The 21,809-nt window shown below is 68.0% G+C and carries 21 protein-coding genes; 8 read left to right on the top strand and 13 right to left on the bottom strand.

The features are described from left to right. The first annotated feature begins 331 nt into the window (after positions 1 to 331). From GXN78_RS22855 to GXN78_RS22845, 3 genes are read left to right on the top strand one after another with little or no spacing between them, the layout of a single operon-like run. Positions 332 to 700, top strand: a complete 369-nt coding sequence (locus tag GXN78_RS22855; protein WP_106557193.1) for a hypothetical protein — start codon at positions 332 to 334, stop codon at positions 698 to 700. Positions 701 to 750: 50 nt separating this feature from the next. Continuing rightward, on the top strand, positions 751 to 1,716 hold the full coding sequence (locus GXN78_RS22850) for a tripartite tricarboxylate transporter substrate binding protein (RefSeq protein ID WP_106557192.1): 966 nt from the start codon (positions 751 to 753) through the stop codon (positions 1,714 to 1,716). 38 nt (positions 1,717 to 1,754) lie between these two features. Further along, positions 1,755 to 3,947 (top strand): alpha/beta hydrolase domain-containing protein, encoded by a 2,193-nt coding sequence (locus GXN78_RS22845; protein ID WP_106557191.1) that lies wholly within the window; start codon positions 1,755 to 1,757, stop codon positions 3,945 to 3,947. 395 nt (positions 3,948 to 4,342) lie between these two features. On the opposite strand, the gene GXN78_RS22840 is transcribed toward GXN78_RS22845, so the two are convergent. After that, the gene (locus GXN78_RS22840; protein WP_106557190.1) at positions 4,343 to 5,740 is read right to left on the bottom strand and encodes an FAD-containing oxidoreductase; all 1,398 of its coding nucleotides are present in this window, start codon (positions 5,738 to 5,740) and stop codon (positions 4,343 to 4,345) included. A gap of 115 nt (positions 5,741 to 5,855) precedes the next feature. On the opposite strand from GXN78_RS22840, the gene GXN78_RS22835 reads away from it, so the two are divergent. Together GXN78_RS22835 and GXN78_RS22830 are read left to right on the top strand one after the other, a co-directional pair. Beyond that, complete coding sequence (locus GXN78_RS22835) at positions 5,856 to 6,314, top strand: GNAT family N-acetyltransferase (RefSeq protein ID WP_106557189.1); 459 nt, start codon at positions 5,856 to 5,858, stop codon at positions 6,312 to 6,314. A 5-nt stretch (positions 6,315 to 6,319) separates the two neighbouring features. Further along, a complete protein-coding gene (locus tag GXN78_RS22830; protein ID WP_106557210.1) occupies positions 6,320 to 6,841 on the top strand; it encodes a GNAT family N-acetyltransferase in 522 nt (173 codons plus the stop codon). 11 nt (positions 6,842 to 6,852) lie between these two features. Here the strand turns inward: GXN78_RS22830 and GXN78_RS22825 are convergent, their stop codons facing one another. Genes GXN78_RS22825 through GXN78_RS22810 form a run of 4 tightly spaced genes read right to left on the bottom strand, consistent with a single transcriptional unit; the run spans position 6,853 to position 10,691 of the window. Continuing rightward, positions 6,853 to 7,605: a TSUP family transporter gene (locus GXN78_RS22825; protein ID WP_106557188.1), complete on the bottom strand. Its 753-nt coding sequence runs from the start codon at positions 7,603 to 7,605 to the stop codon at positions 6,853 to 6,855. Positions 7,606 to 7,636: 31 nt separating this feature from the next. Continuing rightward, positions 7,637 to 8,395: a GntR family transcriptional regulator gene (locus tag GXN78_RS22820; RefSeq protein ID WP_106557187.1), complete on the bottom strand. Its 759-nt coding sequence runs from the start codon at positions 8,393 to 8,395 to the stop codon at positions 7,637 to 7,639. Between the two features lie 59 nt (positions 8,396 to 8,454). After that, positions 8,455 to 9,213, bottom strand: coding sequence for an aspartate/glutamate racemase family protein (locus GXN78_RS22815; protein ID WP_106557186.1), 759 nt, complete (start codon positions 9,211 to 9,213; stop codon positions 8,455 to 8,457). A gap of 14 nt (positions 9,214 to 9,227) precedes the next feature. Beyond that, positions 9,228 to 10,691, bottom strand: coding sequence for an NCS1 family nucleobase:cation symporter-1 (locus GXN78_RS22810; RefSeq protein WP_239142919.1), 1,464 nt, complete (start codon positions 10,689 to 10,691; stop codon positions 9,228 to 9,230). Positions 10,692 to 10,892: 201 nt separating this feature from the next. On the opposite strand from GXN78_RS22810, the gene GXN78_RS22805 reads away from it, so the two are divergent. Continuing rightward, positions 10,893 to 11,201, top strand: a complete 309-nt coding sequence (locus GXN78_RS22805) for an acylphosphatase (protein ID WP_106557209.1) — start codon at positions 10,893 to 10,895, stop codon at positions 11,199 to 11,201. 218 nt (positions 11,202 to 11,419) lie between these two features. Here GXN78_RS22805 and GXN78_RS22800 read toward each other — a convergent pair whose 3' ends face one another. The 7 genes from GXN78_RS22800 to GXN78_RS22770 form a co-directional block, all read right to left on the bottom strand. Next, positions 11,420 to 12,346 (bottom strand): hypothetical protein, encoded by a 927-nt coding sequence (locus GXN78_RS22800; protein ID WP_106557184.1) that lies wholly within the window; start codon positions 12,344 to 12,346, stop codon positions 11,420 to 11,422. A 353-nt stretch (positions 12,347 to 12,699) separates the two neighbouring features. Continuing rightward, positions 12,700 to 14,151 (bottom strand): NAD(P)/FAD-dependent oxidoreductase, encoded by a 1,452-nt coding sequence (locus GXN78_RS22795; protein WP_106557183.1) that lies wholly within the window; start codon positions 14,149 to 14,151, stop codon positions 12,700 to 12,702. Positions 14,152 to 14,176: 25 nt separating this feature from the next. Continuing rightward, positions 14,177 to 15,208, bottom strand: a complete 1,032-nt coding sequence (locus GXN78_RS22790) for a methionine synthase (RefSeq protein WP_106557182.1) — start codon at positions 15,206 to 15,208, stop codon at positions 14,177 to 14,179. Positions 15,209 to 15,305: 97 nt separating this feature from the next. Beyond that, positions 15,306 to 16,541, bottom strand: a complete 1,236-nt coding sequence (locus tag GXN78_RS22785; RefSeq protein ID WP_106557181.1) for an ArgE/DapE family deacylase — start codon at positions 16,539 to 16,541, stop codon at positions 15,306 to 15,308. 1 nt (position 16,542) lies between these two features. Further along, the gene (gene uraD / locus GXN78_RS22780; RefSeq protein WP_106557180.1) at positions 16,543 to 18,321 is read right to left on the bottom strand and encodes a 2-oxo-4-hydroxy-4-carboxy-5-ureidoimidazoline decarboxylase; all 1,779 of its coding nucleotides are present in this window, start codon (positions 18,319 to 18,321) and stop codon (positions 16,543 to 16,545) included. Between the two features lies 1 nt (position 18,322). Continuing rightward, the gene (gene puuE / locus GXN78_RS22775) at positions 18,323 to 19,276 is read right to left on the bottom strand and encodes an allantoinase PuuE (protein ID WP_106557179.1); all 954 of its coding nucleotides are present in this window, start codon (positions 19,274 to 19,276) and stop codon (positions 18,323 to 18,325) included. Positions 19,277 to 19,286: 10 nt separating this feature from the next. Continuing rightward, positions 19,287 to 19,964: a GntR family transcriptional regulator gene (locus GXN78_RS22770; protein WP_106557178.1), complete on the bottom strand. Its 678-nt coding sequence runs from the start codon at positions 19,962 to 19,964 to the stop codon at positions 19,287 to 19,289. Positions 19,965 to 20,038: 74 nt separating this feature from the next. Between GXN78_RS22770 and uraH the strand changes: the two genes are divergently transcribed. Next, a complete protein-coding gene (gene uraH / locus GXN78_RS22765; protein ID WP_106557177.1) occupies positions 20,039 to 20,401 on the top strand; it encodes a hydroxyisourate hydrolase in 363 nt (120 codons plus the stop codon). Here uraH and GXN78_RS22760 read toward each other — a convergent pair. Then, positions 20,386 to 20,919, bottom strand: a complete 534-nt coding sequence (locus GXN78_RS22760) for a hypothetical protein (RefSeq protein WP_106557176.1) — start codon at positions 20,917 to 20,919, stop codon at positions 20,386 to 20,388. The two genes, uraH and GXN78_RS22760, sit on opposite strands and share 16 nt — an antisense overlap. Positions 20,920 to 20,972: 53 nt before the next feature. On the opposite strand from GXN78_RS22760, the gene xdhC reads away from it, so the two are divergent. Further along, a complete protein-coding gene (xdhC, locus tag GXN78_RS22755; RefSeq protein ID WP_106557175.1) occupies positions 20,973 to 21,788 on the top strand; it encodes a xanthine dehydrogenase accessory protein XdhC in 816 nt (271 codons plus the stop codon). The last annotated feature ends 21 nt before the right edge of the window (positions 21,789 to 21,809 follow it).

The following is a 21,809-nucleotide window of genomic DNA, read 5'->3' as shown; positions in this document are numbered from 1 at the left end:
ATCCTGTAGCCCGTCTGGGTCTTCCGGCACCTTGGGGGCTGCAGGTCTCATGCGAGCCTTCGAGAGGCCAGCCGCCGAAGCAGTCAACCCAAGGGCACGGAAGTCGCAACGAAACATCTCTCTGCCCAGCCGAGCGCGTCAACAAGCAACTCCGCACCGCTGAACACGGGTTGCCCACCGCGGCGTGCGTTCGTCGCAAGCGACGCCCGCCGCCGTGGACAACCCTGCGCAGCACGGTGCGTAAGCCACGCTTTGAACGGAGGGTAGTCCAGTGAGCCGCCGGGCCGCTCCCAAGGCGAATAGCACCGTAGCCGAAGGCGAAGGTACTCCAGTGCGGCTGCCATCCCATCGCGTCCCGTTGTTCCGCGCCGCCCATGGCCGCACCGGCGACAAGGGCGACCGCTCCAACATCAGCGTGATCGCCTGGCATCCGGAGCTCTACCCACTGCTGGTCGAGCAGATCACGCCCGAGGCCGTGGCCGCGCAGTTCCAGCACCGCGCGCCCAGCGGGGTGCAGCGCTTCCTGCTGCCGCGCCTTCATGCCATGAATTTCGTGCTCGACGGCGTGCTCGACGGCGGCGTCAACGATGCGCTCAACCTCGATGCGCATGGCAAGGCGCTGTCCTTCCTGTTGCTGGATATGACGCTCGAGGTGCCTGAAGCACTGCTGCACCGCCTCGCCGGTCCCCGCGAGGGCTGAGCGTCGAATTTCCATTTCACTCTTTCAACGACCCCTGGAGACAAGCCACCATGATCCGATCGTCATCCCTTCCGCTGGTCCTCGCCGCGCTGCTCGCCGCAGGCAGCGCCGCGGCGCAGGGCTACCCCGAAAAGCCCATCACCTTCGTCGTGCCCTTCGCGGCCGGCAGCGCGACCGACCAGATCGCCCGCGCGCTGGGCAATGGCGTGACGGCCGAGGCGAAGCAGCCGGTGGTGATCGACAACAAGGCCGGTGCCAGCGGCTTCATTGCCTCGCAGCAGGTGGCCAAGGCCGCGCCCGACGGCTACACCGTGCTGATCACCACCAACACCACGCACGCGGCCAACGAGCACCTGTTCAAGAAGCTGCCCTACGACCCGGTGAAGGACTTCGCCCCCGTCGCCGCCTTGGGCAAGGGCGGCCAGATCATGGTCGTGCGGCCCGACTTTCCGGCGAAGACGGTGGCCGAGTTCGTCGCGCTCGCGAAGAAGGACCCGGGCAAGCACAGCTTCGGCAGCGGCAGCTCGTCCAGCCGCATGGCGGGCGAGCTGCTGCAGCAGCTTGCCGACATCAAGCTGCTGCACGTGCCGTACAAGAGCAACCCCTTGGCCGTGACGGACCTGCTGGGCGGCCAGATCGACATGATGATCACCGACACCGCGACCGGCCTGCCGCAGGTCAAGGCCGGCAAGCTGCGCGCGCTCGGCGTCTCCGGCGCGAAGCGCTCGCCGCTCGCGCCCGAGGTGCCCACCATCGCCGAGGCTGGCGTGAAGGGCTACGAGATGGGCTACTGGTTCGCCGCCTACGCGCCCGCGAAGACGCCGCCCGCCGTGGTGAAGCGGCTCAACGAGCTGCTGGTGAAGGCTGCGAAGAGCGAGGCCACGAAAACCGCCTTCTACGACCCGACCGGCACCGAGGTGTTCACCAGCACGCCCGAGGAGCTCGCGAAGTTCCAGGCCGGCGAGTCGCAGAAGTGGGGCCGCATCGTGAAGGCGGCGGGCATCGAGGCCGAATAAGCGGCCGGACTCTCTCGCACAACAACCAGGAGACAAGCATGCAAAAAACCCAGGAGGCGCGCCGCCGGCGCGCACTCTTCGCCGCCGCATGGGCGATCGCGACACTGACGCTGAGCGCCTGCGGCGGCGGCGGCGGCGGTGGTGGCGGCTTTTCCGGATTCCTGCCGGTGGCCACGGCCCCGGCGCCGGCTGCGGCTACACCGCAGACAAAGCTCACCGTGAGCGCCACCGCCGACTACCCCGGCAGCTTCGGCAGCGTCGGCGCGTACGAGCAGCTCACCGGGACGATTACCGGCGAGCTCGATCCCAAGGACCCCAAGAACGCGATCATCCAGGACCTGGAGCTCGCGCCCGTCAACGCCCGCGGCATGGTCGAGTACAGCGCCGACTTCCTGATGCTCAAGCCCAAGGACATGAGCAAGGCCAACGGCGTGCTGCGCTACGACGCGCCCAACCGCGGCAACATCCTGACGATGCCCAACCTCGCGTCGAACCCCAGCGACGCGGAGTACTTCGAGCGCGGCTATGTGTGGATGTTCTCGGCCTGGCAGGGCGACGTGCCCAAGAGCACGCCGCAGCGGCTCACCGTGACGGTACCGGTGGCGAAGCACAAGGACGGCTCCTCGATCACCGGGCCCTACGCCACCGAGCTGATCGCCTCGGCGGCCACGCCCTCGATCGCGCTGCCCGGCGGCGTGTTCAACGGCAGCATGATCCCCTACGCCCCGGCGAGCATGGACAACACGCAGCCCGGCTACCAGTTGACGCAGCGCGTGAACGAGACCGACCCGCGCATCGCCATTGCGCCCTCGGACTGGAAGTTCGCCAACTGCGACGCCGCCGCCAACCCCTTCCCCGGCACCGCCGACCCGGCGCGCGTGTGCCTCAAGGGCGGCTTCCAGCCCAACCAGCTCTACGAGCTGCAGTACGTCGCCAAGGACCCGAAGGTGATGGGCGTGGGCCTCGCGGCGCTGCGCGACACCATCAGCTTCTTCCGCTCGGCAGCGGCCGATGCGGCCGGCACGCCGAACCCGCTCGCCGGGAAGATCGCCCACACCATCGGGCAGGGCACCTCGCAGTCGGGCAATGCGATGAAGACCTTCCTGCACCTGGGCTTCAACCAGCGGCTGGACGGCGGCAAGGTCTTCGACGGCATCTTCGCGCACGTGGCGGCGCGCCAGACCAACATCAACACGCGCTTCGCTGTGCCGGGCGGCGGCGGGGGCTTGCGCACCGACCACCGTGCCTTCGGCCAGACCGCGCCGCGCGGCCTCGCCGCCGACTACGTCGACGCCGTCTCGGGCCGCAGCGGCGGGGTGATGAAGCGCTGCACCGCCACCGCCACCTGCCCCAGGTTCTTCCTGGGGCTCTCGGGCACCGAGTTCTGGCAGCTGCAGGGCTCGCCGGTGCTGACCGATGCCAACGGCTTCGCCGACCTGGTGCAGCCCGACAACGCGCGCATTTACTACTACGGGAGCACGCAGCACGGCGGTGGCACCGGCGGGCTGGCGACAGGCATCAACTTCAACCCGGCGGCCACCGTCTATCCGGCCGGCTCGATGGTGGACTTCGCCGACACATTCCGTGCGCTCTTCATGGACATGGAGGATTGGGTGGTGAAGAACACCGCGCCGCCCGCCAGCCAGGTGCCCAAGGTGGCCGACGGCACGCTGGTGCGGCCCAGCCAGCTGCTGTTCCCGACCATCGCGGGCCTCAGCTGGCCGCCGGCTGGCGGTACGCCTTCGGCGATCCCGGCCTTCAGTTACCTCGCGCGCTACAACGGCTTTCCGCTGCTGGACTACGGGCCGCAGTACCGGCCGGAGGACGAATCCGGCATCCCGACCGTCGTGCCGCCTTCCTACATGGGCAAGGACTACGCGATCCTGGTACCGCAGGTCGATCCGGGCACCGGTCTCACCAAGGCCGGCATCCGCAGCGTCGACGTGCAGGCGCCACTGGGCACCAGCCTCGAGTTCATCTACGTGGCGACCCCCGGCATCATCGACTTGGCCAACCTGACGGGCGGTTTCATCCCCTTCCACAAGACCGAGGCGGCGCGCATCGCGGCCGGCGATACGCGGCCTTCGATCGAGTCGCTGTATGGCACGCAGGCCGGCTACCTGTCGGCGGTGACCAGTGCGGCCGACAGTCTGGTGGCGCAGCGCTTCCTGCTGCAACGGGATGCAGACCGGCGCATCCAGCGGGCGCAGGCGAATCCTGTGCTGCCGTGAGGCCGATGCCTCGTCTTTTGGGTGTTTCCTGGACGTACTTCTGTCGCGGCTTGTAAATGACGGCTAGTACCTAAGTTTTCGAATTGGGAGGCTGCGCCAGCGGCCTTGCCCTTTCACGTCGCTCGGGGACCACGGATGCCTGTTTGACGGGCACTCCGTCGGAGCACGCATGGGGCCTCGCACGGATGAGTTGCTCTTGGACTTTTCCACAACGTTATCCACCTGCCCGGGGGATAAATTTCCCTCTGGAAGCGCGTCGCAAAGGTGGTCGGCGGCCGGACTTAGCCACATGCGCGGCTAACAAATAATTCACGGGCTGACAAGGCGCGTTACCGAGCAAAGACACAGGCTTGATTTCTCGCGGCGGCTGCCCCTCTCGGCAGAAATCGCGAGCTTCAGGTCCGCGCGGGCGCGGCCTCCAGCGGCCGCAACGCGCCCAGCACCGTCGGCAGCAACTCCGACACCGTCGGATGGATGAACACGGCGCGCTGCACCGTCGACACGGGCTGGCGCGCGTACATCAGCGTCAGCAGCGTATGCACCGCCTCGTCGGCCTCCACGCCCAGCAGCGTTGCGCCGACCAGGTGCTTCGTCTGCGCATCCACCAGCACGCGCAAGAAGCCCTGCTCCTCGCCCTTTTGCACGGCGCGGCCGACCCTGGACATGGGCCGCTCGCCGATCAGCGTCGGCCGGCCCGAGGCCAGCGCCTCGCCCACCGTGATGCCGATGCGCGCCAGCGGCGGATCGGTGTAGAGCGCATAGGCGGGAATGCGGTCGCTCACGCGCCGCGGGTCGTCGTCCAGCAGGTTGGCGGCGACGATCTCGAAATCGTTGTAGGCGGTGTGCGTGAAGGCGCCGCGGCCGTTGCATTCGCCCAGCGCCCAGATGCCTGCCGCCGAGGTGTGCAGCTGGTCGTCGACCTCGATGAAGCCGCGCTCGTCGACCTTGACGCCGGCGCGGTCCAGCCCCAGGTCGTCCGTGTTCGGTCGGCGGCCGGTCGCGTTGAGCACGTGCGTGCAGACGAACTCGTCCTTGTCATCGCCGCAGCGCCAGCGTGCCGCGATGCGCTCGCCTTCGCGCCGCAGCGCGAAGCACTCGCTCCCGGTGCGGATCTCGACGCCCTCGCGCTCCAGGATCTCCTGCAGAGTGCGCGCCACGTCGGCGTCCTCGCGCGGCACGATCTGCGCGCCTCGCTGCAGCACCGTCACGCGCGAGCCGAAGCGCCTGAACATCTGGGCGAACTCCAGCCCCACGTAGCTGCCGCCGACCACGCCCAGGTGCTCGGGCAGGCGGTCGAGCGCCATCAGCGACGAGTTGTTCAGCACATCGACGCGGTTGCGGATCTCGGGCGCCAGCTCGCTCGCGCGTCCGCCCACGTTCACGAAGACGCGCTCGCTGCGCAACAGCCGCTCGCCCACGCGGACCACGCCGGGTTCCTCGAATCGCGCATGGCCCTGGATGACCGTGACGGCCGGCATGCCGCGCAGCCATTTCTCGACGTTCTCGCTCGAACGGCCGGAGATCCGGCTCTTGCGCGCCATCACCGCGGGAAAGTCCACCTCGGCCTTGCCCTGGATCGAGACACCGTAGTCCTCGCTGCGATGCAGCAGCGCCGCCACGTGCGCGCTGGCAACCATCGCCTTGGTCGGGATGCAGCCGTTGTTGACGCAGGTGCCGCCGAAGCGGTGGCGCTCGACCACCGCGACGCGCCAGCCGGCCTGCGAGAGGCGGTCGGCCAGCGCGGGGCCGGCCTGGCCGCTGCCGATGACGATGGCGTCGAATTGCTCGTCCATGTGCAGCTCCTTCGAAGCGGGCAGTGTGTCAGGCCGGCGGCCTCTTGGCGAGCGCGGTGGGGGCTTTTCCGTGCAAACTGGGGCGCTCCATGGCCATCGAACCCCATCCTTCCCGATGCACTCCATTCTTGTTCGCCCGGTCGCGCAGGACGACCATGCCGCCTGGCGGCCCCTCTGGGACGGCTACAACGCTTTCTACGGCCGCCAGGGCGAGACCGCGCTGGCCGAGCACATCACGCAGACGACCTGGCGGCGCTTCTTCGATCCGGGCGAGCCGATGTTCGCGCTGGTCGCGCAAGAGCAGGGCGAGGTCGTCGGATTGGCGCACGGCCTGTTTCATCGCAGCATGACGCGCATCGAGCCCGTCTGCTATCTCTCGGACCTGTACACGCTCGAATCGAAACGGGGCCGCGGCATCGGCCGTCTGCTCATCGAAGCGGTGTACGACCAGGCGAAGGCGGCCGGTGCCTCACGGGTCTACTGGCAGACGCACGAATCCAACGCCGCCGGCCGGATGCTCTACGACAAGCTCGCGAAGCACCTGGGATTCATCGTCTACACGAAAGAGCTGTGAGCGCCATGAACTTCGTCACCTGCACGCACGACGCCCATGCCGGCGCCATCCTCGAGATTTTCAACGACGCCATCGTGAACTCGACCGCGCTCTACGACTACAAGCCCCGCACGCCAGAGAACATGGTCGGCTGGTTCAAGACCAAGGAGGCGGGGCGCTTTCCCGTGATCGGCGCGGTCGACGAAAAAGGGGAACTGATTGGCTTCGCGAGCTACGGCACCTTTCGCGCCTGGCCGGCCTACAAGTACTCGGTCGAGCATTCGGTCTATGTCCACAAGGACCATCGCGGCAAGGGCCTGGGGCTGGTCCTGATGCAGGAACTGATCGCGGCCGCCAGGGCGCAGGAGGTCCACGTCATGGTCGGCGCCATCGACCTGGCCAACAAGGGCAGCATCGCGCTGCACCAACGGCTCGGCTTCGAGCATGCGGGCACCATCCGGCAGGCCGGCTTCAAGTTCGGGCGATGGCTGGATGTGGACTTCTGGCAGCTGGTGCTGGAGACGCCGACGCATCCGGTCGACGGTTGAGTCGCGTGCGCTCAGTGCGTCACGACCGATGCCACCAGGCTCAGCCCGGCCAGCACGAGCAGCGCGCACACCAGCCGCCGCACCGTTTGCGGCGACCAGGCGGGCGGATGGCGCTTGAGCAGCCAGGTCAGCACCAGCACGACCGGCATGGCCAGCAGGCTGAGCCAGAGCGAGCCGGCACTGAACTGCCCGCTCGGCACCACGATGGCCAGGCGCAGCAGGGAGTTGAAGGCGAAGACGGCGCCCAGCGTCTGGGTGATGGCGACCAGCCCCATCGGCTGCCGGTAGAACTGGTACACCAGCGGCGGCCCGGCCGTCGAGAACAGCCCGCCCATCACGCCGGAGACCAGGCCGAAGGCGCGGAAACTGCCGCGCGAGGAGCGTTCAGCCAGCGGCTTCGGGCGCAGCACCAGGATCGCGGCGCAGGCCAGGATGGTCATGCCCAGCAGCACGCGCAACACCATCACCACGTTGGCGCTGAGCCAGTCCAGCACCAACACGCCCGCCACCACGCCCACGCCGCTGCCGAGCAGCGTGTCGCGCAGCACCGGCAGGTCGAGCGAGCGGCGCGAGCCCGTCAGCACCACGAAGGTATTGGCCAGCGACAGCACGCTCACCACGTTGGCCGCATCCGCCAGCGGCATCAGCTGCAGCATGCCGACCAGGCCCAGAAGGATGAGCCCGAAGGCGAAGCCCGTCAGTGTCTGGGCGCCGGTGGCGAGCGCCACGCAGAGCAGGAACAGCGCGCCTTGCCACACGGTCATGCGGCAGGCCTCTTCGCTGTGCAGCCGGGCGTCAAGCCAGCAGCGCCTTGACCAGATCCAGCTGCCGGTCCGGGCCCTGCGTCGTGAGCTGCAGGTTGGCCTCGATGCGCAGCAGGTGCTCGGTCATGCAGGCTACGGCCGCCTCGGCATCGCCGCTGCGGGCGACACGCAGGAAGTCCGAGTGCTCGTCGGAGGAGCAGTGCGGGTCGTTGGAGGAGTGGTACAGCATCGCAATGAGCGAGCTGCGCGCCACCAGCTCGCGCACGAGCTCGGCCAGCGTGTGGTTGCCGGTTGCCTCGGCCAGCGCGACGTGGAAGTCGCCGAGCAGCTTCTCGCGCACCGTGCCGGTGGTCGTGGTGGCGCGCAGCGTTGTGCGCTCGAACTGGATGTGCTGCTCCAGCGCGCGGTAGTCGGCGGGCTTGGCCTTGGCGACGAAGAGCCGCACCACCTCGGCCTCGAGGATGCGGCGCACGCCGAAGACCTCGCGCGCCTCCTGCACGCTGGGCTTGGAGACGAAGGCGCCCTTGTCGGGAATCATCTCGATCAGCTTGTCCTTCGACAGCGTCAGCAGTGCCGCGCGGATCTTGGTGCGACTCACCGCATAGACACGGCCCAGCGCCTCCTCGCGCAGCCAGGTGCCGGGCGGCAGGCGCTTTTCGACGATGGCGGTGGCGATGTCCTGGGCGATGCTTTCGATGGTCGCGCTCTTGTCGGGTGCGGCGGCGGCCGCCTCGGGTTCGGGGCTCGGCGTCGGGAGCGGGGAGGCGGGTGCTTTGGGCGCGCGTGGCATGGCCCGATTGTGGACGAGCCGTGGCGCGCGTTGCGTGCCGCGGCTCCTTCCCACCTTCTTCAGGCGGCGCGCTTGAGCGCCGGCGCCTGCAGGGTGAAGCCTTCCAGCAGGCCCGCGACCGGCTTGGCCGGCGGCAGCGCCAGCTCGCCGCGCTTGCTGGTGGAAAGGCGCAGGTTCACCAGCGACTCGACCAGCTGCGTGCCCGCCGCCACCCCGTCGACCACCGGCACGCCCAGCACCTGGCCGATGTGGGCGCACAGGTCGGCCATGCCGGCGCAGCCGAGCACGATGGTGTCGCTGCCGTCCTCCGCCAGCGCGCGCCGGCATTCGTCGACGATGCGCTCGCGCGCCTTGCTGCCCGGCGCCTCCAGCTCCAGCACCGGGATCTCGCAGGCCCGCACGTTGGCGCAGAAGCGCTGCATGCCGTAGACCTCGGCCAGGTGCCGGGCCTGGCCGATGGTGCGCGCGAGCGTGGTCACCACGCTGAAGCGCGTGCCCACCAGGCTGGCCACGTGCATGGCCGCCTGCGCGATGCCCACCACCGGGCCGCGCGCCAGCTCGCGCGCCGCCTGCAGGCCCGGGTCGCCGAAGCAGGCGATGACGTAGCCGTCGACGCCCTCGCGCTCGCCGGCCGCGATCTCCTGCAGCAGGCCGGGCACGGCCAGCGCCTCGTCGTAGTGGCTCTCGATGGAGGCCGGCCCCATCGCCGGGCTGACCACCACGATCTCGGTGCCGGGCCGCGCGACAGAGCGCGCGCAGGCACCGATCTTCTCGGTCATGCTCCAGGTCGTGTTGGGGTTGATGATCTTGATGCGCATGGGAGTGTCGTCAGTCAGGGCTTGCGGTTGAGGAGGGCGTAGATCACGAAGCCCAGCCCCATGCCGATGAACCAGGCATAGTTGGCGGCGCCGCGCCACGCGGGGATGAGCACGCACAGGATCGGGATCAGCGCCGAGGGGATCATGGTCCACACGGCCTTCATGTTGTAGCCCTTGGTGTACCAGTAGCGGCCCTTGGGGTTCAGCGTGTAGAGCTCGTCGACCACCACGTGCTGCTTCTGCACCAGGTAGAAGTCCGCGATAAGAATGCCGAACAGCGGGCCGATGAAGGAGCCCAGGATGTCCAGCGTGTAGTGGATCACCTCGGGGTTGTTGTAGAGGTTCCACGGCGTGAGGAAGATCGAGCCCACCGCGGCGATCATGCCGCCCGTGCGCCAGCTGATGTGCTGCGGCGCCACGTTCGAGAAATCGAAGGCCGGCGAGACGAAGTTGGCCACGATGTTGATGCCGATGGTGGCGATCATGAAGGTCAGCGCACCCAGCACGACGGCGGTGGTGCTGTCGATCTTGCCCACGGTGTGGACCGGGTCGGTGATCAGCTCGCCGAAGACCGGCAGCGTCGCGGCCGTGGTGATCACCGTCAGCAGCGAGAAGAACACGAAGTTGATCGGCAGGCCCCAGAAGTTGCCCTTCTTCACCGCGTCGAAGCTCTTGCCGTAGCGCGAGAAGTCGCCGAAGTTGAGCATCGGCCCGCTGAAGTAGCTCACCACCAGCGCGATGGCCGACAGCATCACCGGCAGCGCGTCCCAGCCCTGGAACTTGACGCCGCCGAGGTTGAGGTCGATGTTCTTCCAGCCCGCCTTCCACACCAGCCAGCCGCACAGGATCGTCATCACCACGTACACGCCCGGGCCGGCCCAGTCGATGAACTTGCGGATCGCTTCCATGCCGTGCCAGAACACGAAGGCCTGCAGCACCCACATCACCATGAAGGCGAGCCAGCCCAGCGTCGACAGGCCGGCGAAGCCGTGCAGCTTGACGTCGGCATACGGCGCGAGGTTGGGGAACAGGTGCAGCGCCAGCACCATGAAGGCGGCCGAGGCCAGGTAGGTCTGGATGCCGTACCAGGCCACCGCGATCAGGCCGCGGATGATGGCCGGGATGTTGGCGCCGCGCACGCCGAAGGAGGCGCGGCAGATCACGGGGTAGGGCGTGCCCGTCACCTGGCTGGGCTTGGCCACCAGGTTGCAGAAGAACTGCACGATGCAGATGCCCACCAGCAGCGCCACCAGCACCTGCCAGCTGGACAGCCCCAGCGCGAACAGGCTGCCGGCCGTGATGTAGCCGCCGACGCTGTGCACGTCGGACATCCAGAAGGCGAAGATGTTGTACTGGCCCCAGGTCTGCTTTTTCAGGGGCGCGAGGTCTTCGTTGGTGAGGGCAGGGTCGTAGCCCGGCTTGATGAGGGCGTTCGATTCATGGGCATGCGGCGCAGGGCTGGCGAGCGGTAGCTCCACGCTGGCTTGGCTGACGGCGGTGTTCACGGGTTGTCTCCTCGTGGCGGGTGGCGGGTGTCCGGACGGGTTGTCCGGTTCGATGATTGCACCCTATATTTGTATACAAAAAATGGGTGCAATCAAGCGCGAAGTTGGGGAATGGGGTTGGTGTTTACCCGGAGGAGGTCGACAATGGCCGCCCGGAATCAGCGAGAGGCGCGCATGGATTCACAGGACGAGAACGGAGCGATCGAGCACCGCCTGGTGCGGGTGCGCGGCATCGTGCAGGGGGTCGGATTCCGGGACGGCTGCATGCGCCACGCGCGGGTGCTGGGCATCACGGGCTGGGTTCGCAACCGCCGGGACGGCTCGGTCGAGGCGCTGCTGCAGGGCTCGGCGCAGCAGGTGGCGCAGATGTGCGAGTGGCTGCGCCACGGCGTGCCGGGCGCGCGTGTCGATGCGCTGGAGCAGACTGCTGTGCCGGCACCGTCGCCGCCGCTGGAAGGCTTCGACGTGCTGCCGACCGCGTGAGCCTTTCTCTCAACTCGAGATTGCGCCGAACCCCCTCCTGGGATTCCAGACCTTCCAGGGTCCTTGCGCGCTCGCGTCCACGATGGCCTTCGCCAACGCCTCGGCATTGCCGAAAGAGCCTGCGCGGCTGCTCACGGCCAGCGCTGCCGCTTCGGCGCAAGCGCGCGGCTCCACGACACGCCTTGCGCTAACCGGGCATTGCAAGCAACGCTGCGCAACTATTCTTCGCTGTCGATCATCACAAAGGAGCGGCCAGCCTTTGGCGAAACCGCGAGAGCCATCTCCTGGAGTGTTGCGGCTTGAATGTTGATGTTCTTGCTGCTGGCGGCCCGCACGGCCGGCGAACGCGCGGCAGCTTTCGGCGGCGAGGGTTGATCTTCGAGGGTCTTTTCCCGCGGCCATCCGCCAATACGATAGGCGCGCCGCCCTGCCATGAGTCCGTCTGTGGCAAGCTGCTTTTTCGCGGCGAGCCGCCTTTTTGCGGTCTCGTCGTTCGCCATGGCGTACGTCTCGTGTTTTTCAGTCTTTGGGTCGAAGAACCCGATGTAGCCACCTGGGTTGATGCCGAACGATGCGAGCGTCGCGCCCTCGTACGCCTTGCCGAGAAAGTCGTTTCTGCTCCCTTGTTCGGCTGTCGGTGTGAAGTAAAGAGGAAGAACGAAGTTGGAGACGTCAACGCCGTCAACCTGGTACCTCTCATCTTGAACAGCATCGAACATCTCGTACCAGTGGAACACGGTTCGATCCTCTGTCGGATGCGGGCCGGCCACCAGTAGATTGACGAGTGGATCGGCGATCAGCTCCAGCGCCTCGTGAGAAAGCGTCACTGTCCATGCCTCGTGGAGCTCCCCCTGGAGCTCGGTGAAAACGAAGCCGAAGGGGATGCCGCGTGCGTTCGCGTCGTGGTAGCCGAGGGCGTTGGGCACGTCGACTTGGTCCCATAGATACAGGACTGCATCGCCCCTCATATCCGGAAGGCCTAGCTTGTCCGGGGCCCTTGCGCTCTTGCCTTCCAGGCGAAGAAGGGCGCCTAGACTCCAGTAGGGCTCAAAGTCTTCCTTGATCTGTCTATTGATCGCTCTGATGACGTGCTGAAGATCAGCGTCCGCGATCTGCTTCGACATATTGAGGACTGTGATGATCATGATGATGACTCCACTTGGTTGATGCGATTCAATCCGTGCCGTCGGTCGACCGTCCCGATCCGCCGAGCGGCAAACGGGCAGCGCGATGGTTCGAAAGCACCGCGGGCTGCGCTTGTTGGGGAGGTGCAGCGACAACGGTTGCGGCGCTGCGTTGCATCTAGACGGCCTGCCGCAAGACCCCTTTGTCAGTGCCCTGGATGGGAACCAGTGCAGAAGCCAACGGTATCGGACGCTTGTCCTTTGCACATCCCCACATCGGATGAAACGAGCAGGGTGCATCGGCATCCACGCCGCGGCCCACGACCAAGCGGTGCCGTGGTCGTCGAGGATCGCGCATCGGCGCAGCAGGGGCTTCAGTGGGAGAAACGCATCACCCCATCATCCAACGCCGCGAAGCGCAGGCTCATCAGGTCGGACAGATAGTCCTGGTTCAGCTTCCACGGCCTCTTCGCCCCCTGCCGGGGCAGCTGGTCCATCGCGCGCTGGAAGTAGCCTGACGAGAAATCGGTCCAGGGGGCAAGCGGCATTGCGCTCGGGTCGAGCCGCGGCCGGCACTCCCGTGCGCCGGTGCGCCGCATGTGCCGCAGCAATCGGCACACGAAGACGCTGGCGAGGTCTGCCTTCAGCGTCCACGAGGCATTCGTGTAGCCGAAGATCGACACCAGGTTGGGCACGCCGCCGAACATCAGCCCTTTGTAGCTAACCAGTTCCGAGCCGGCCAGCGGCCGGCCGTCGACGCTGAACTCGAGCGCGCCGAGCGGACGCAGCTTCAGGCCAGTGGCGGTCACCACCAGGTCGGCTTCCAGTTCCGCGCCGCTCGCGAGCAGCAGCCCGTGTTCGGTGAAGCGCTCGATGCGGTCGGTGACGATGCTCGCGCGCCCCGCGCGGATGGCCTTGAACAGGTCGCCGTCGGGCACCAGGCACAGGCGCTGTTCCCAGGGGTCGTAGCGGGGCGTGAAGTGCCGATCGACGTCGTAGTGCGGCCCGAGCTGGCGGCGTACCAGCTTGAGCATCAGCTCCCTGGCCTGTTGCGGCCTGCGCCGGCACAGGCGGAACACCAGCATGGCCATCAGCAGGTTCTTCCATCGGGCGACTGCATGGGCCGGGCCCGGGCCCGCGACGCGCTGCAGCCAGCGCGCCACCGGATCCGCCGACGGCCGCGAGAGCACGTAGCTCGGCGAGCGCTGCAGCATGGTCACGTGCGCGGCCCGATCGGCCAGCGCGGGCACCAGCGTGACCGCGGTGGCGCCGCTGCCGATCACCACCACGCGCCGGCCGGCGTAGTCGATGTCGGCGGGCCAGTGCTGCGGATGCACGATGCGGCCGGCGAAGCGCTCGCGGCCTTCGAATGCGGGCGTGTAGCCCTCGGCATCGTCGTAGTAGCCGATGCACATCAGCAGGAAGGCGCAGCGCAGGCGCAGCGGCTCGGCGGCATCGCGCTCGATGTCCACGATCCAGGCGGCTTCGGCGGACGACCACGCGGCCCGGCGCAGCCGGTGGCCGAAGCGGATGCGATCCTCGATGCCGTGCTCGCGCGCGGTGTCGCGCAGGTACTGGAGGATGGCCGGCCCTTCGGCGATGGCTTTGTCCCCGGTCCATGGCCGGAACGAGTAGCCCAGCGTGTACATGTCGGAGTCGGAGCGCACGCCCGGGTAGCGAAAGAGGTCCCAGGTGCCGCCGAGCGCCTGGCGCGCCTCGATGATGACAAAGCTGCGGTCGGGGCATCGCTTCTGCAGGTGGCAGGCGGCGCCGATGCCGGACAGGCCGGCGCCGACGATCAGTACATCGACGGTCTCGTCGGCCATGCGGGCGCTCCCGGGCCGCGGGGCTTCAGCCGTAGCGCCGGCGCGCGAGCGCGGCGCCCTCGGCCAGCGCCTGCAGCTTCTTCAGCGCGATGGCCCGGTCCATCGGCGCGAGGCCGCAGTTGGTGCAGGGTAGCAGCCTCTCCTTGGGCACGTGCTGCAGCGCCTTGCCGATGGTGTCGGCCACCTGCTCGGGCGTCTCGACCTCATCGCTCGCCACGTCGATCACGCCGACCATCACGTCCTTGCCCTCCAGCAGGCGCATGAGCTGCGGCGGCACGTGCGAGTGGAAGCACTCCAGGCTCACCTGGTCGATGCGGCTCTTCGCGAGCGCCGGGAACACGGCCTCGTACTGGTGCCATTCCTCGCCCAGCGAGGCCTTCCAGTCGATGTTGGCCTGGATGCCGTAGCCATAGCAGATGTGGACCGCGGTGGTGCAGCGCAGCCCCTGCGCGGCGCGTTCGAGCGCCCGCACGCCCCAGTCCGCGGCCTCCTTCAGGTAAACGTTGAAGGCCGGCTCGTCGAACTGCACGATGTCGATGCCGTCGGCTTCGAGCGCCAGCGCCTCCTGGTTGAGCAGCTCGGCGAAGGCCATCGCCAGCGCCACCCGGTCGCCGTAGTGCCGGTCGGCCACGGTGTCGACGATGGTCATCGGGCCCGGCAGGGTGAACTTGGTGCGGCGCTGCGTGTGAGCGCGCAGCAACTGCGCCTCCGCGGCATGCACGCGGCCCGTAAGGCGGAGCGGCCCCACCACCTGCGGCACCATCGCGTCGTAGCGGTTGTCGCGGATGCCCATCTTCACCTTGTGCTCGAAGTCGATGCCCTCGACCCGTTCGAGAAAGCCATGCACGAAATGCTGGCGCGACTGCTCGCCGTCCCCGATCACGTCGAGGCCGGCGTCTTCCTGGGCCTTGATCCACAGCAGCGTGGCATCGGCCTTGGCCTGGGCGAGTTCGGTGCCTTCGGCCTTCCAGGTCGGCCAGAGCTTGCGGGTTTCGGCCAGCCAGGCGGGCTTGGGCAGGCTGCCGGCGATGGTGGAGCTGAAGAGGGGACGGGACATGAAGCACCTCGCGGAGGACGACGCCGCGAGGGTAAGCCAATTCCGGATGTCCGGCATCGGGGCACGCCGGCCCTGTGCCGGCCGGGAGCAAACCCCCTTAGGCCAGCAGGTCCTTGAGCGTGCGCGCAATCACCTTGGTCGCGCGCCGCAGGTCTTCCAGCACCACGCGCTCGTCGCTGCGCTTGGCGTGCGATTCGAGCACGCTGCGCGGCCCCGCGCCGTAGATCACGCCGGGGATACCGGCCTCGCCGTAGAGCCGCACGTCGGTGTACAGCGGCGTGCCCATGGCCTTGATCGGCTCGCCGAAGACCTGGTGGCCGTGCTTCTGGATCGCCTCCACCAGCGGCTTGTTGCCCGGCAGCGGCTTCATCGAATTGGCCAGCAGCAGGCGCTTGATCTCGACGGTGATGCCCGGCAGCTGCGCCGCGGCGTCGGTGATCACCTGGCGGATGGTGGCCTCGACCTCGGCCGGATGCTCCTCGGGGATCATGCGGCGGTCGAGCTTGAAGACCACCTTGCCGGGCACGACGTTGGTGTTGGTGCCGCCCTCGATGCGGCCCACGTTGAGGTAGGGGTGCGTGATGCCCTCGACCTTGGAGGTGACCTGCTGGTAGAGCGTGTTCTGCGCGTAGAGCGCGTTGAGGACGTGCACCGCGCCCTGCAGCGCATCGACGCCGGTGGTGGGCACGGCCGCGTGCGCCATCTTGCCGTGCACCGTGACTTCCATCTGCAGGCAGCCGTTGTGCGCCGTCACCACCTCGTAGCTGAAGCCGGCCGCGATCATCAGATCGGGCTTGGTGAGGCCTTGCTTGAGCAGCCAGCCCGGGCCCAAGAGGCCGCCGAACTCTTCGTCGTAGGTGAAGTGCAGCTCGACGCTGCCCTTCGCCGGCTTCGCCACCGCCTCGAGGGCGCGCAGCGCGAAGGTGAAGCTCGCGAAGTCGCTCTTGCTGACCGCCGCGGCGCGGCCGTAGAGGCGGCCGTCCTCGATCTCTCCGCCGTAGGGGTCGTGCGTCCAGCCTTCGCCGGGCGGCACCACGTCGCCGTGAGCATTCAGTGCCACTGTCGGACCGGCCTCGCCGTACTTGCGGCGAACGATCAGGTTGGTGATCGACTCCAGACCGTAGTCTTTCACCTCCTGCGCCGGCACCGGATGCTTCTCGGCCACGAAGCCGAAGGTTTCGAGCAGTTCGGCCGTGCGCTCGGCATGCGGCGCGTTGTTGCCGGGCGGCGTGTCGGTGGGCACGCGGACCATCTGCTGGAGGAAGCGCACCTCATCGTCGAAGTTGGCATCGATCCAGGCGTCGAGCTTGTCGTAGTCGGTGGTCGTCGTCATGTCAGTGCGCCTTCTCGTTGGCCAGGTTGTCGAGCAGCAATTGGAAGGCTTCCACCGCCAATTGCATGTCGTTGTTGGTGCTCGATTCGAGCGGGTTGTGGCTGATGCCCGAATTGATGCCGCGCACGAAGAGCATGGCTTGCGGCATCACTTCGTGCAGTTTCATCGCGTCGTGGCCGGCGCCGCTGGGCATGCGGTACAGCGGCACGCCGAGCGTGTCGACGGCCTGCTCCCAGCGCTGCTGCCAGGCCGGCGCGCTGGGCGCGGCCGAGGCCTTCATGCTTTCCTCCAGCGTGTAGCGCACGCCGCGGCGCTCGCAGATGGCCTTGAGCTCGGCGATCACGTCGGCCGCCAGCGCGTCGCGCTGCGGGTTGTTGGGCGCGCGCATGTCCAGGCTGAACTTGCAGCTACCCGGCACCACGTTGATCGAGCCGCTGGGCACTTCGAGCATGCCGACGGTGGCAACCGAATCGCCGTCCTTTGCGGCGCGCTGCTCGGCGAAGAGGATCAGCTCGGCCACCGCGGCGGCGGCATCGCGGCGCCGGTTCATCGGCGTGGTGCCGGCGTGGCTGGCCATGCCGATCGCCTCGCCCACGTAGCGCACGCCGCCGTTGATCGAGGTCACGATGCCCAGCGGAAGGTCGAGCTCGGTCAGCACCGGGCCCTGCTCGATGTGCACTTCGACGAAGCCCAGATACTTGGACGGGTCGCGCTGCAGCTTCGGGATGTCTTCCTCCTTCAGGCCGGCGGCTGCGCGCGCCTCGCGCATGGTGATGCCGTCGGCGTCCTTCTGGTCCAGCCACTTCGGATCGAAGTGACCGGTCAGCGCGCCCGAGCCCAGGAAGGTGGCCTTGTAGCGCTGGCCTTCCTCTTCCGCGAAGCCGACCACCTCGAAGGCATAGGGCAGGCGCCGGTTCTGGCGCTTGAGCTCGCGCACGCAGGCGATCGGCACGAAGATGCCCAGCCGGCCGTCGTACTTGCCGCCGTTGCGCACGGTGTCGTAGTGCGAGCCGGTCAGCAGCGTCTTGGCGCCCGGTGTGGCCCCTTCATAGCGGCCGACCACGTTGCCGACCGCATCGATCTGAACGCTGTCGAAGCCGGCCTCGCGCATCCAGCCCGCGATCTGTTGCGCGCAGGCGCGGTGCGCCTCGGTCAAATAGGTGACGGTGAGCTGGCCCTTCTCGGCGTAGCCCGGGTCGGTGTGCTGCGACAGCTGTTCCTGCCAGTCCCACACATCGTTGCCGAGCGCGGGCGTCACGCCGAACTTGTCGTCCAGCCGGATCTCGGCGATGCGGTGGATGTTGCGCAGCGCCTCGCCGCGCTCGAAGTCCGCCGGGTGGTGCAGCCGGCGCTCGAAGGTGTCGATGATCTCGCGCTTGGAAAGGCCCGTGCCGCGTGGCCCGCGGACCGCGAGGATGAAGGGGAAGCCGAACTTCGCGTTGTAGTCGGCGTTGAGCTGCTGGATCTTCGCGAACTCCTCCGGCGTGCAGTCCGTGAGGCCGGCCTTGCCCTGCTCGTGGTTCGACTCGGCGGTCAGCGTCTTGCTGACCATGGCCTTGCCCGCGAGCTCGGGGTGGGCGCGGATCAGGCCCAGCTGTTCGTCGTCCGTGGCCTTGGAGACCGCCTGCACCAGCGCATGCTTGAGATGCGCGAGCGAGCGGAAGGGCCGCGCCGCGGCGGCGCGCTGCGCGATCCACGGCGAATGCTCGTAGGTGCCGTCGAGCAGGGCCGCGACCTGGTCGGGCGTGGCGGCGTTCAGTTGTTCGATGCTCAGGGCCATGTCAGGCTCCCTTCTGGTCGGTGTAAGGATGCGCGGCCTTCCAGTGGCGCGCGATGTCGAGCCGGCGGCAGACCCACACGCGATCGTGCTTCGCGATGTGGTCCAGGAAGCGCTGCAGCGCCGTGATGCGGCCGGGGCGTCCGAGCAGCCGGCAGTGCATGCCGATGCTCATCATCTTGGGTGCCTCGTCGCCCTCGGCGTAGAGCGCGTCGAAGCTGTCCTTCATGTACTGGAAGAAGGGGTCGGCGTGCGAGTAGCCCTGGGGCAGCGCGAAGCGCATGTCGTTGCAGTCGAGCGTGTAGGGGACGATGAGCTGCGGCACGACCGTGCCGTCGGTCTTTTGCACCTTCATCCAGAAGGGCAGGTCGTCGCCGTAGTAGTCGCTGTCGTACTCGAAGCCGCCGTAGTCGGCCACCAGGCGGCGGGTGCGGGGGCTGTCGCGGCCGGTGTACCAACCCAGGGCCCGCTCGCCGGTGAGCTTTTCGATCGCTTCCATGCCCAGGCGCATGTGCTCGCGCTCGCCGGCCTCGTCCATGTTCTGATAGTGGATCCAGCGCCAGCCGTGGCAGGCGATCTCGTGGCCCAGTTCCTTGAAGGCGGACGTGAGCTCGGGATAGCGCTCCAGCGCCATGCCGACGCCGAACACGGTGAGCGGCAGGCCGCGCTTCTCGAACTCGCGCAGGATGCGCCAGACGCCGGCACGCGAGCCGTACTCGTAGATGCCCTCCATGCTGATGTGCCGGTCCGGGAAGCTCGCCGGGTTGAACATCTCGGAGAGGAATTGCTCGGAGCCCGCATCGCCGTGCAGCACGCAGTTTTCGCCGCCTTCCTCGTAGTTGAGGACGAACTGCACCGCGATGCGCGCGCGCCCGGGCCATTGGGCATGGGGCGGGTTGCGGCCGTAGCCGACCAGGTCGCGCGGGTAGGGCAGGGTGGTGTCGTAGAGGGTGCTCATGGATGGGGTCTCAGGCGGCCAGGGCGACCGAGATGTCATGGGTGGGGACCTTGCGGTCGAAAACGAGGTTGGCCTCGACGTTCAGCAGGTGCTCGGTCATCAGCCGCACCGCGCGCTCCTCGTCCTTCGCGGCCAGCGCCTTCACGATGTCGGCGTGCTCGTCGTTGGAATGCTCGGCCGCCGTCGCGCTCTGGTACATCAGCGTGATGAGGGCGCAGCGCGAGATCAGCTCGCCCAGGATCTGCGCCAGCACCTGGTTGCCCATCAGCTCGGCCATGCGGACATGGAAGTCGCCCAGCAGCTCGGTGCGCCCCGAGATGTCTTCCCCCGAGACCGCGGCCTTTTCGAGCGCCACGTGCTCCTTGAGCGCCTTGATCTTCGCCGGCGTGACGTTACGCACGAACTCGCGCGTCATCTCGGCCTCCAGCATGCGGCGCACGGCGAAGACCTGCTTGGCCTCATCGACCGCGGGCGCCGCCACGAAGGCACCGCGTGCGGGCTCCAGCCGGATCAGCTTGTTCTGCGAGAGCTGGAACAGCGCCTGCCGCACCAGGGTGCGCGAGACGCCGAAGTGATCGGCCAGCTTCTGCTCGGCCAGCTTGCTGCCCGGCTGCAGCCGGTGTTCCACGATGGCCTTGGTGAGCGCATCGACGATCGCGCGGGTGGTGGTCGAATCCATGGTTTTCATGATAGACCCAAAGCCGGGAAGTGTATACACTTTTGTCGACCGGAATTTCCCCAATGCCTTGAAGGAGCATCACCATGGGCCTCAGCACCCACGTCCTCGACACCATGCACGGCGGCCCCGCGGCCGGCATGGAGGTCGCGCTTTACACCACCGACGGCACCGGCGAGGACGCGCGCGCCACGCTGGTCAGGCGCTTCACGCTGAATGCGGACGGGCGCAGCGATGGCCCGCTCTACGGCGACGGCGCGCTGAAGACGGGCACCTACCGCCTGGTCTTCGACGTGGCGGGCTATTTCAAGTCACGCGGCGTGACGCTGCCCGAGCCGAATTTCCTGAACCGCGTGACGCTGGACTTCGGCGTGGCGAACGCCGACCAGCACTACCACGTGCCGCTGCTGGTCAGCCCGTGGAGCTACTCCACTTACCGCGGGTCCTGAAACTGCGAGAGCTGTCCTTCGGTCAGCGTATCGAGCTGGAAATGCCCGCTCTTGTCCCACAGCCAGGTGTCCGTCCAGGTCAGCTTGCCGATGCGGCTGGCGGGCGGGTAGGGCGCCGCCGCCAGCACGGTGCGCTCGATCTCGGCGACCACCTCGGGCGCGTGCTTGGGCGCCCGCATCCAGTGCATGCTGGTCACTTTGCCGTTCGCGTCGAGGCTGACCGAGAGCGTGCCGATGGCGTAGAGCAGCGGCGGCAGCTTGCCGGCGTAGATGCGGTTCCCGTTGCGTGCGTAGATATGGCGCGCGGCGTCCTGCTTGTACTCGCGCGGGGTGCCGGCGTTGGAGGCGCGCGGGGTGGCGCCGGCGCCCTGGGCCGGCGCGGCCGTCGCGTCGCTGAGCTGGCCGGGCACGGAGCCCGTCGATCCTGGAAGGCCGCCACAGCCGACGAGGCCCAGGGCTGTGGTCAAGGCGGCCGCGAAGGCGCGGCGAAGGGGCGTGGCAAGCAGCGTGAAGGTCATGCCGGGATTTATACCGTGGCAGCATGGCCCTGGAGCAACCGGAGGTATCGCGGATGAACGGCCTGGTCGACGAACTGCTGGCGCGCCTCGCGCGTGGCGAGGAGGGCGTGCTGGTGCGCGTCGTGCGCACGCAGGGCTCGGCGCCGCGCGAGGCCGGCACCTGGATGGCGGTGTGGGCCGAGGGCCTCACCGCCACCATCGGCGGCGGGCAGCTCGAGTACCAGGCGACCGACGAGGCGCGCGGCTGGCTCGCGGGCGGCGCGGCGATCGAGGGCGTGCGCCGCTACCCGCTGGGCCCGACCCTGGGCCAGTGCTGCGGCGGCGTGGTCTTTCTTTCGTACCAGCGCATCGCGGCGGCCGATGCGAAGGCGCTGCAGACCGAACTGCTGGCGCACCTGGAACCGGTGGCCCTCTTCGGCGGCGGCCATGTGGGCGCGGCGCTGGCGCGGCTCCTGTCCACGCTGCCCTTCAAGGTGCGCTGGATCGACAGCCGCGACGGTGTCTTCCCCGATGCGCTGCCGGCCCAGATCGAGACCGAGCATTCCGACCCGGTGCAGGACGCCGTGGCGCAGCTCGAGCCCGGCTCGCGCGTGCTGATCATGAGCTTCAGCCATGCCGAGGACCTGGACATCGTCATCGCCTGCCTCAAGCGCCTGCGCGCGCGCGACGACCTGCCCTACGTGGGCCTGATCGGCAGCAAGACCAAGTGGGCCACCTTCGGCCATCGGCTGGAGGCGCGCGGCTTCACGGCCGAGGAGCTGGCGCGCATCACCTGCCCGATCGGCGTGCCCGGCATCACGGGCAAGGAGCCGGAGGTGATCGCCGTGGCCGTGGCGGCACAGCTTTTGCAGAGCCTGTACCGCGCGTGAGGGCGGATCAGGGTTTTCCTG

The sequence above is a fragment of the Variovorax sp. WS11 genome (assembly GCF_010499245.1).
In the GTDB taxonomy this organism is placed as follows: domain Bacteria; phylum Pseudomonadota; class Gammaproteobacteria; order Burkholderiales; family Burkholderiaceae_C; genus Variovorax.
Note: the sequence above shows the minus strand (reverse complement) of the source record. Positions and strands in the feature narration are given on the sequence as shown.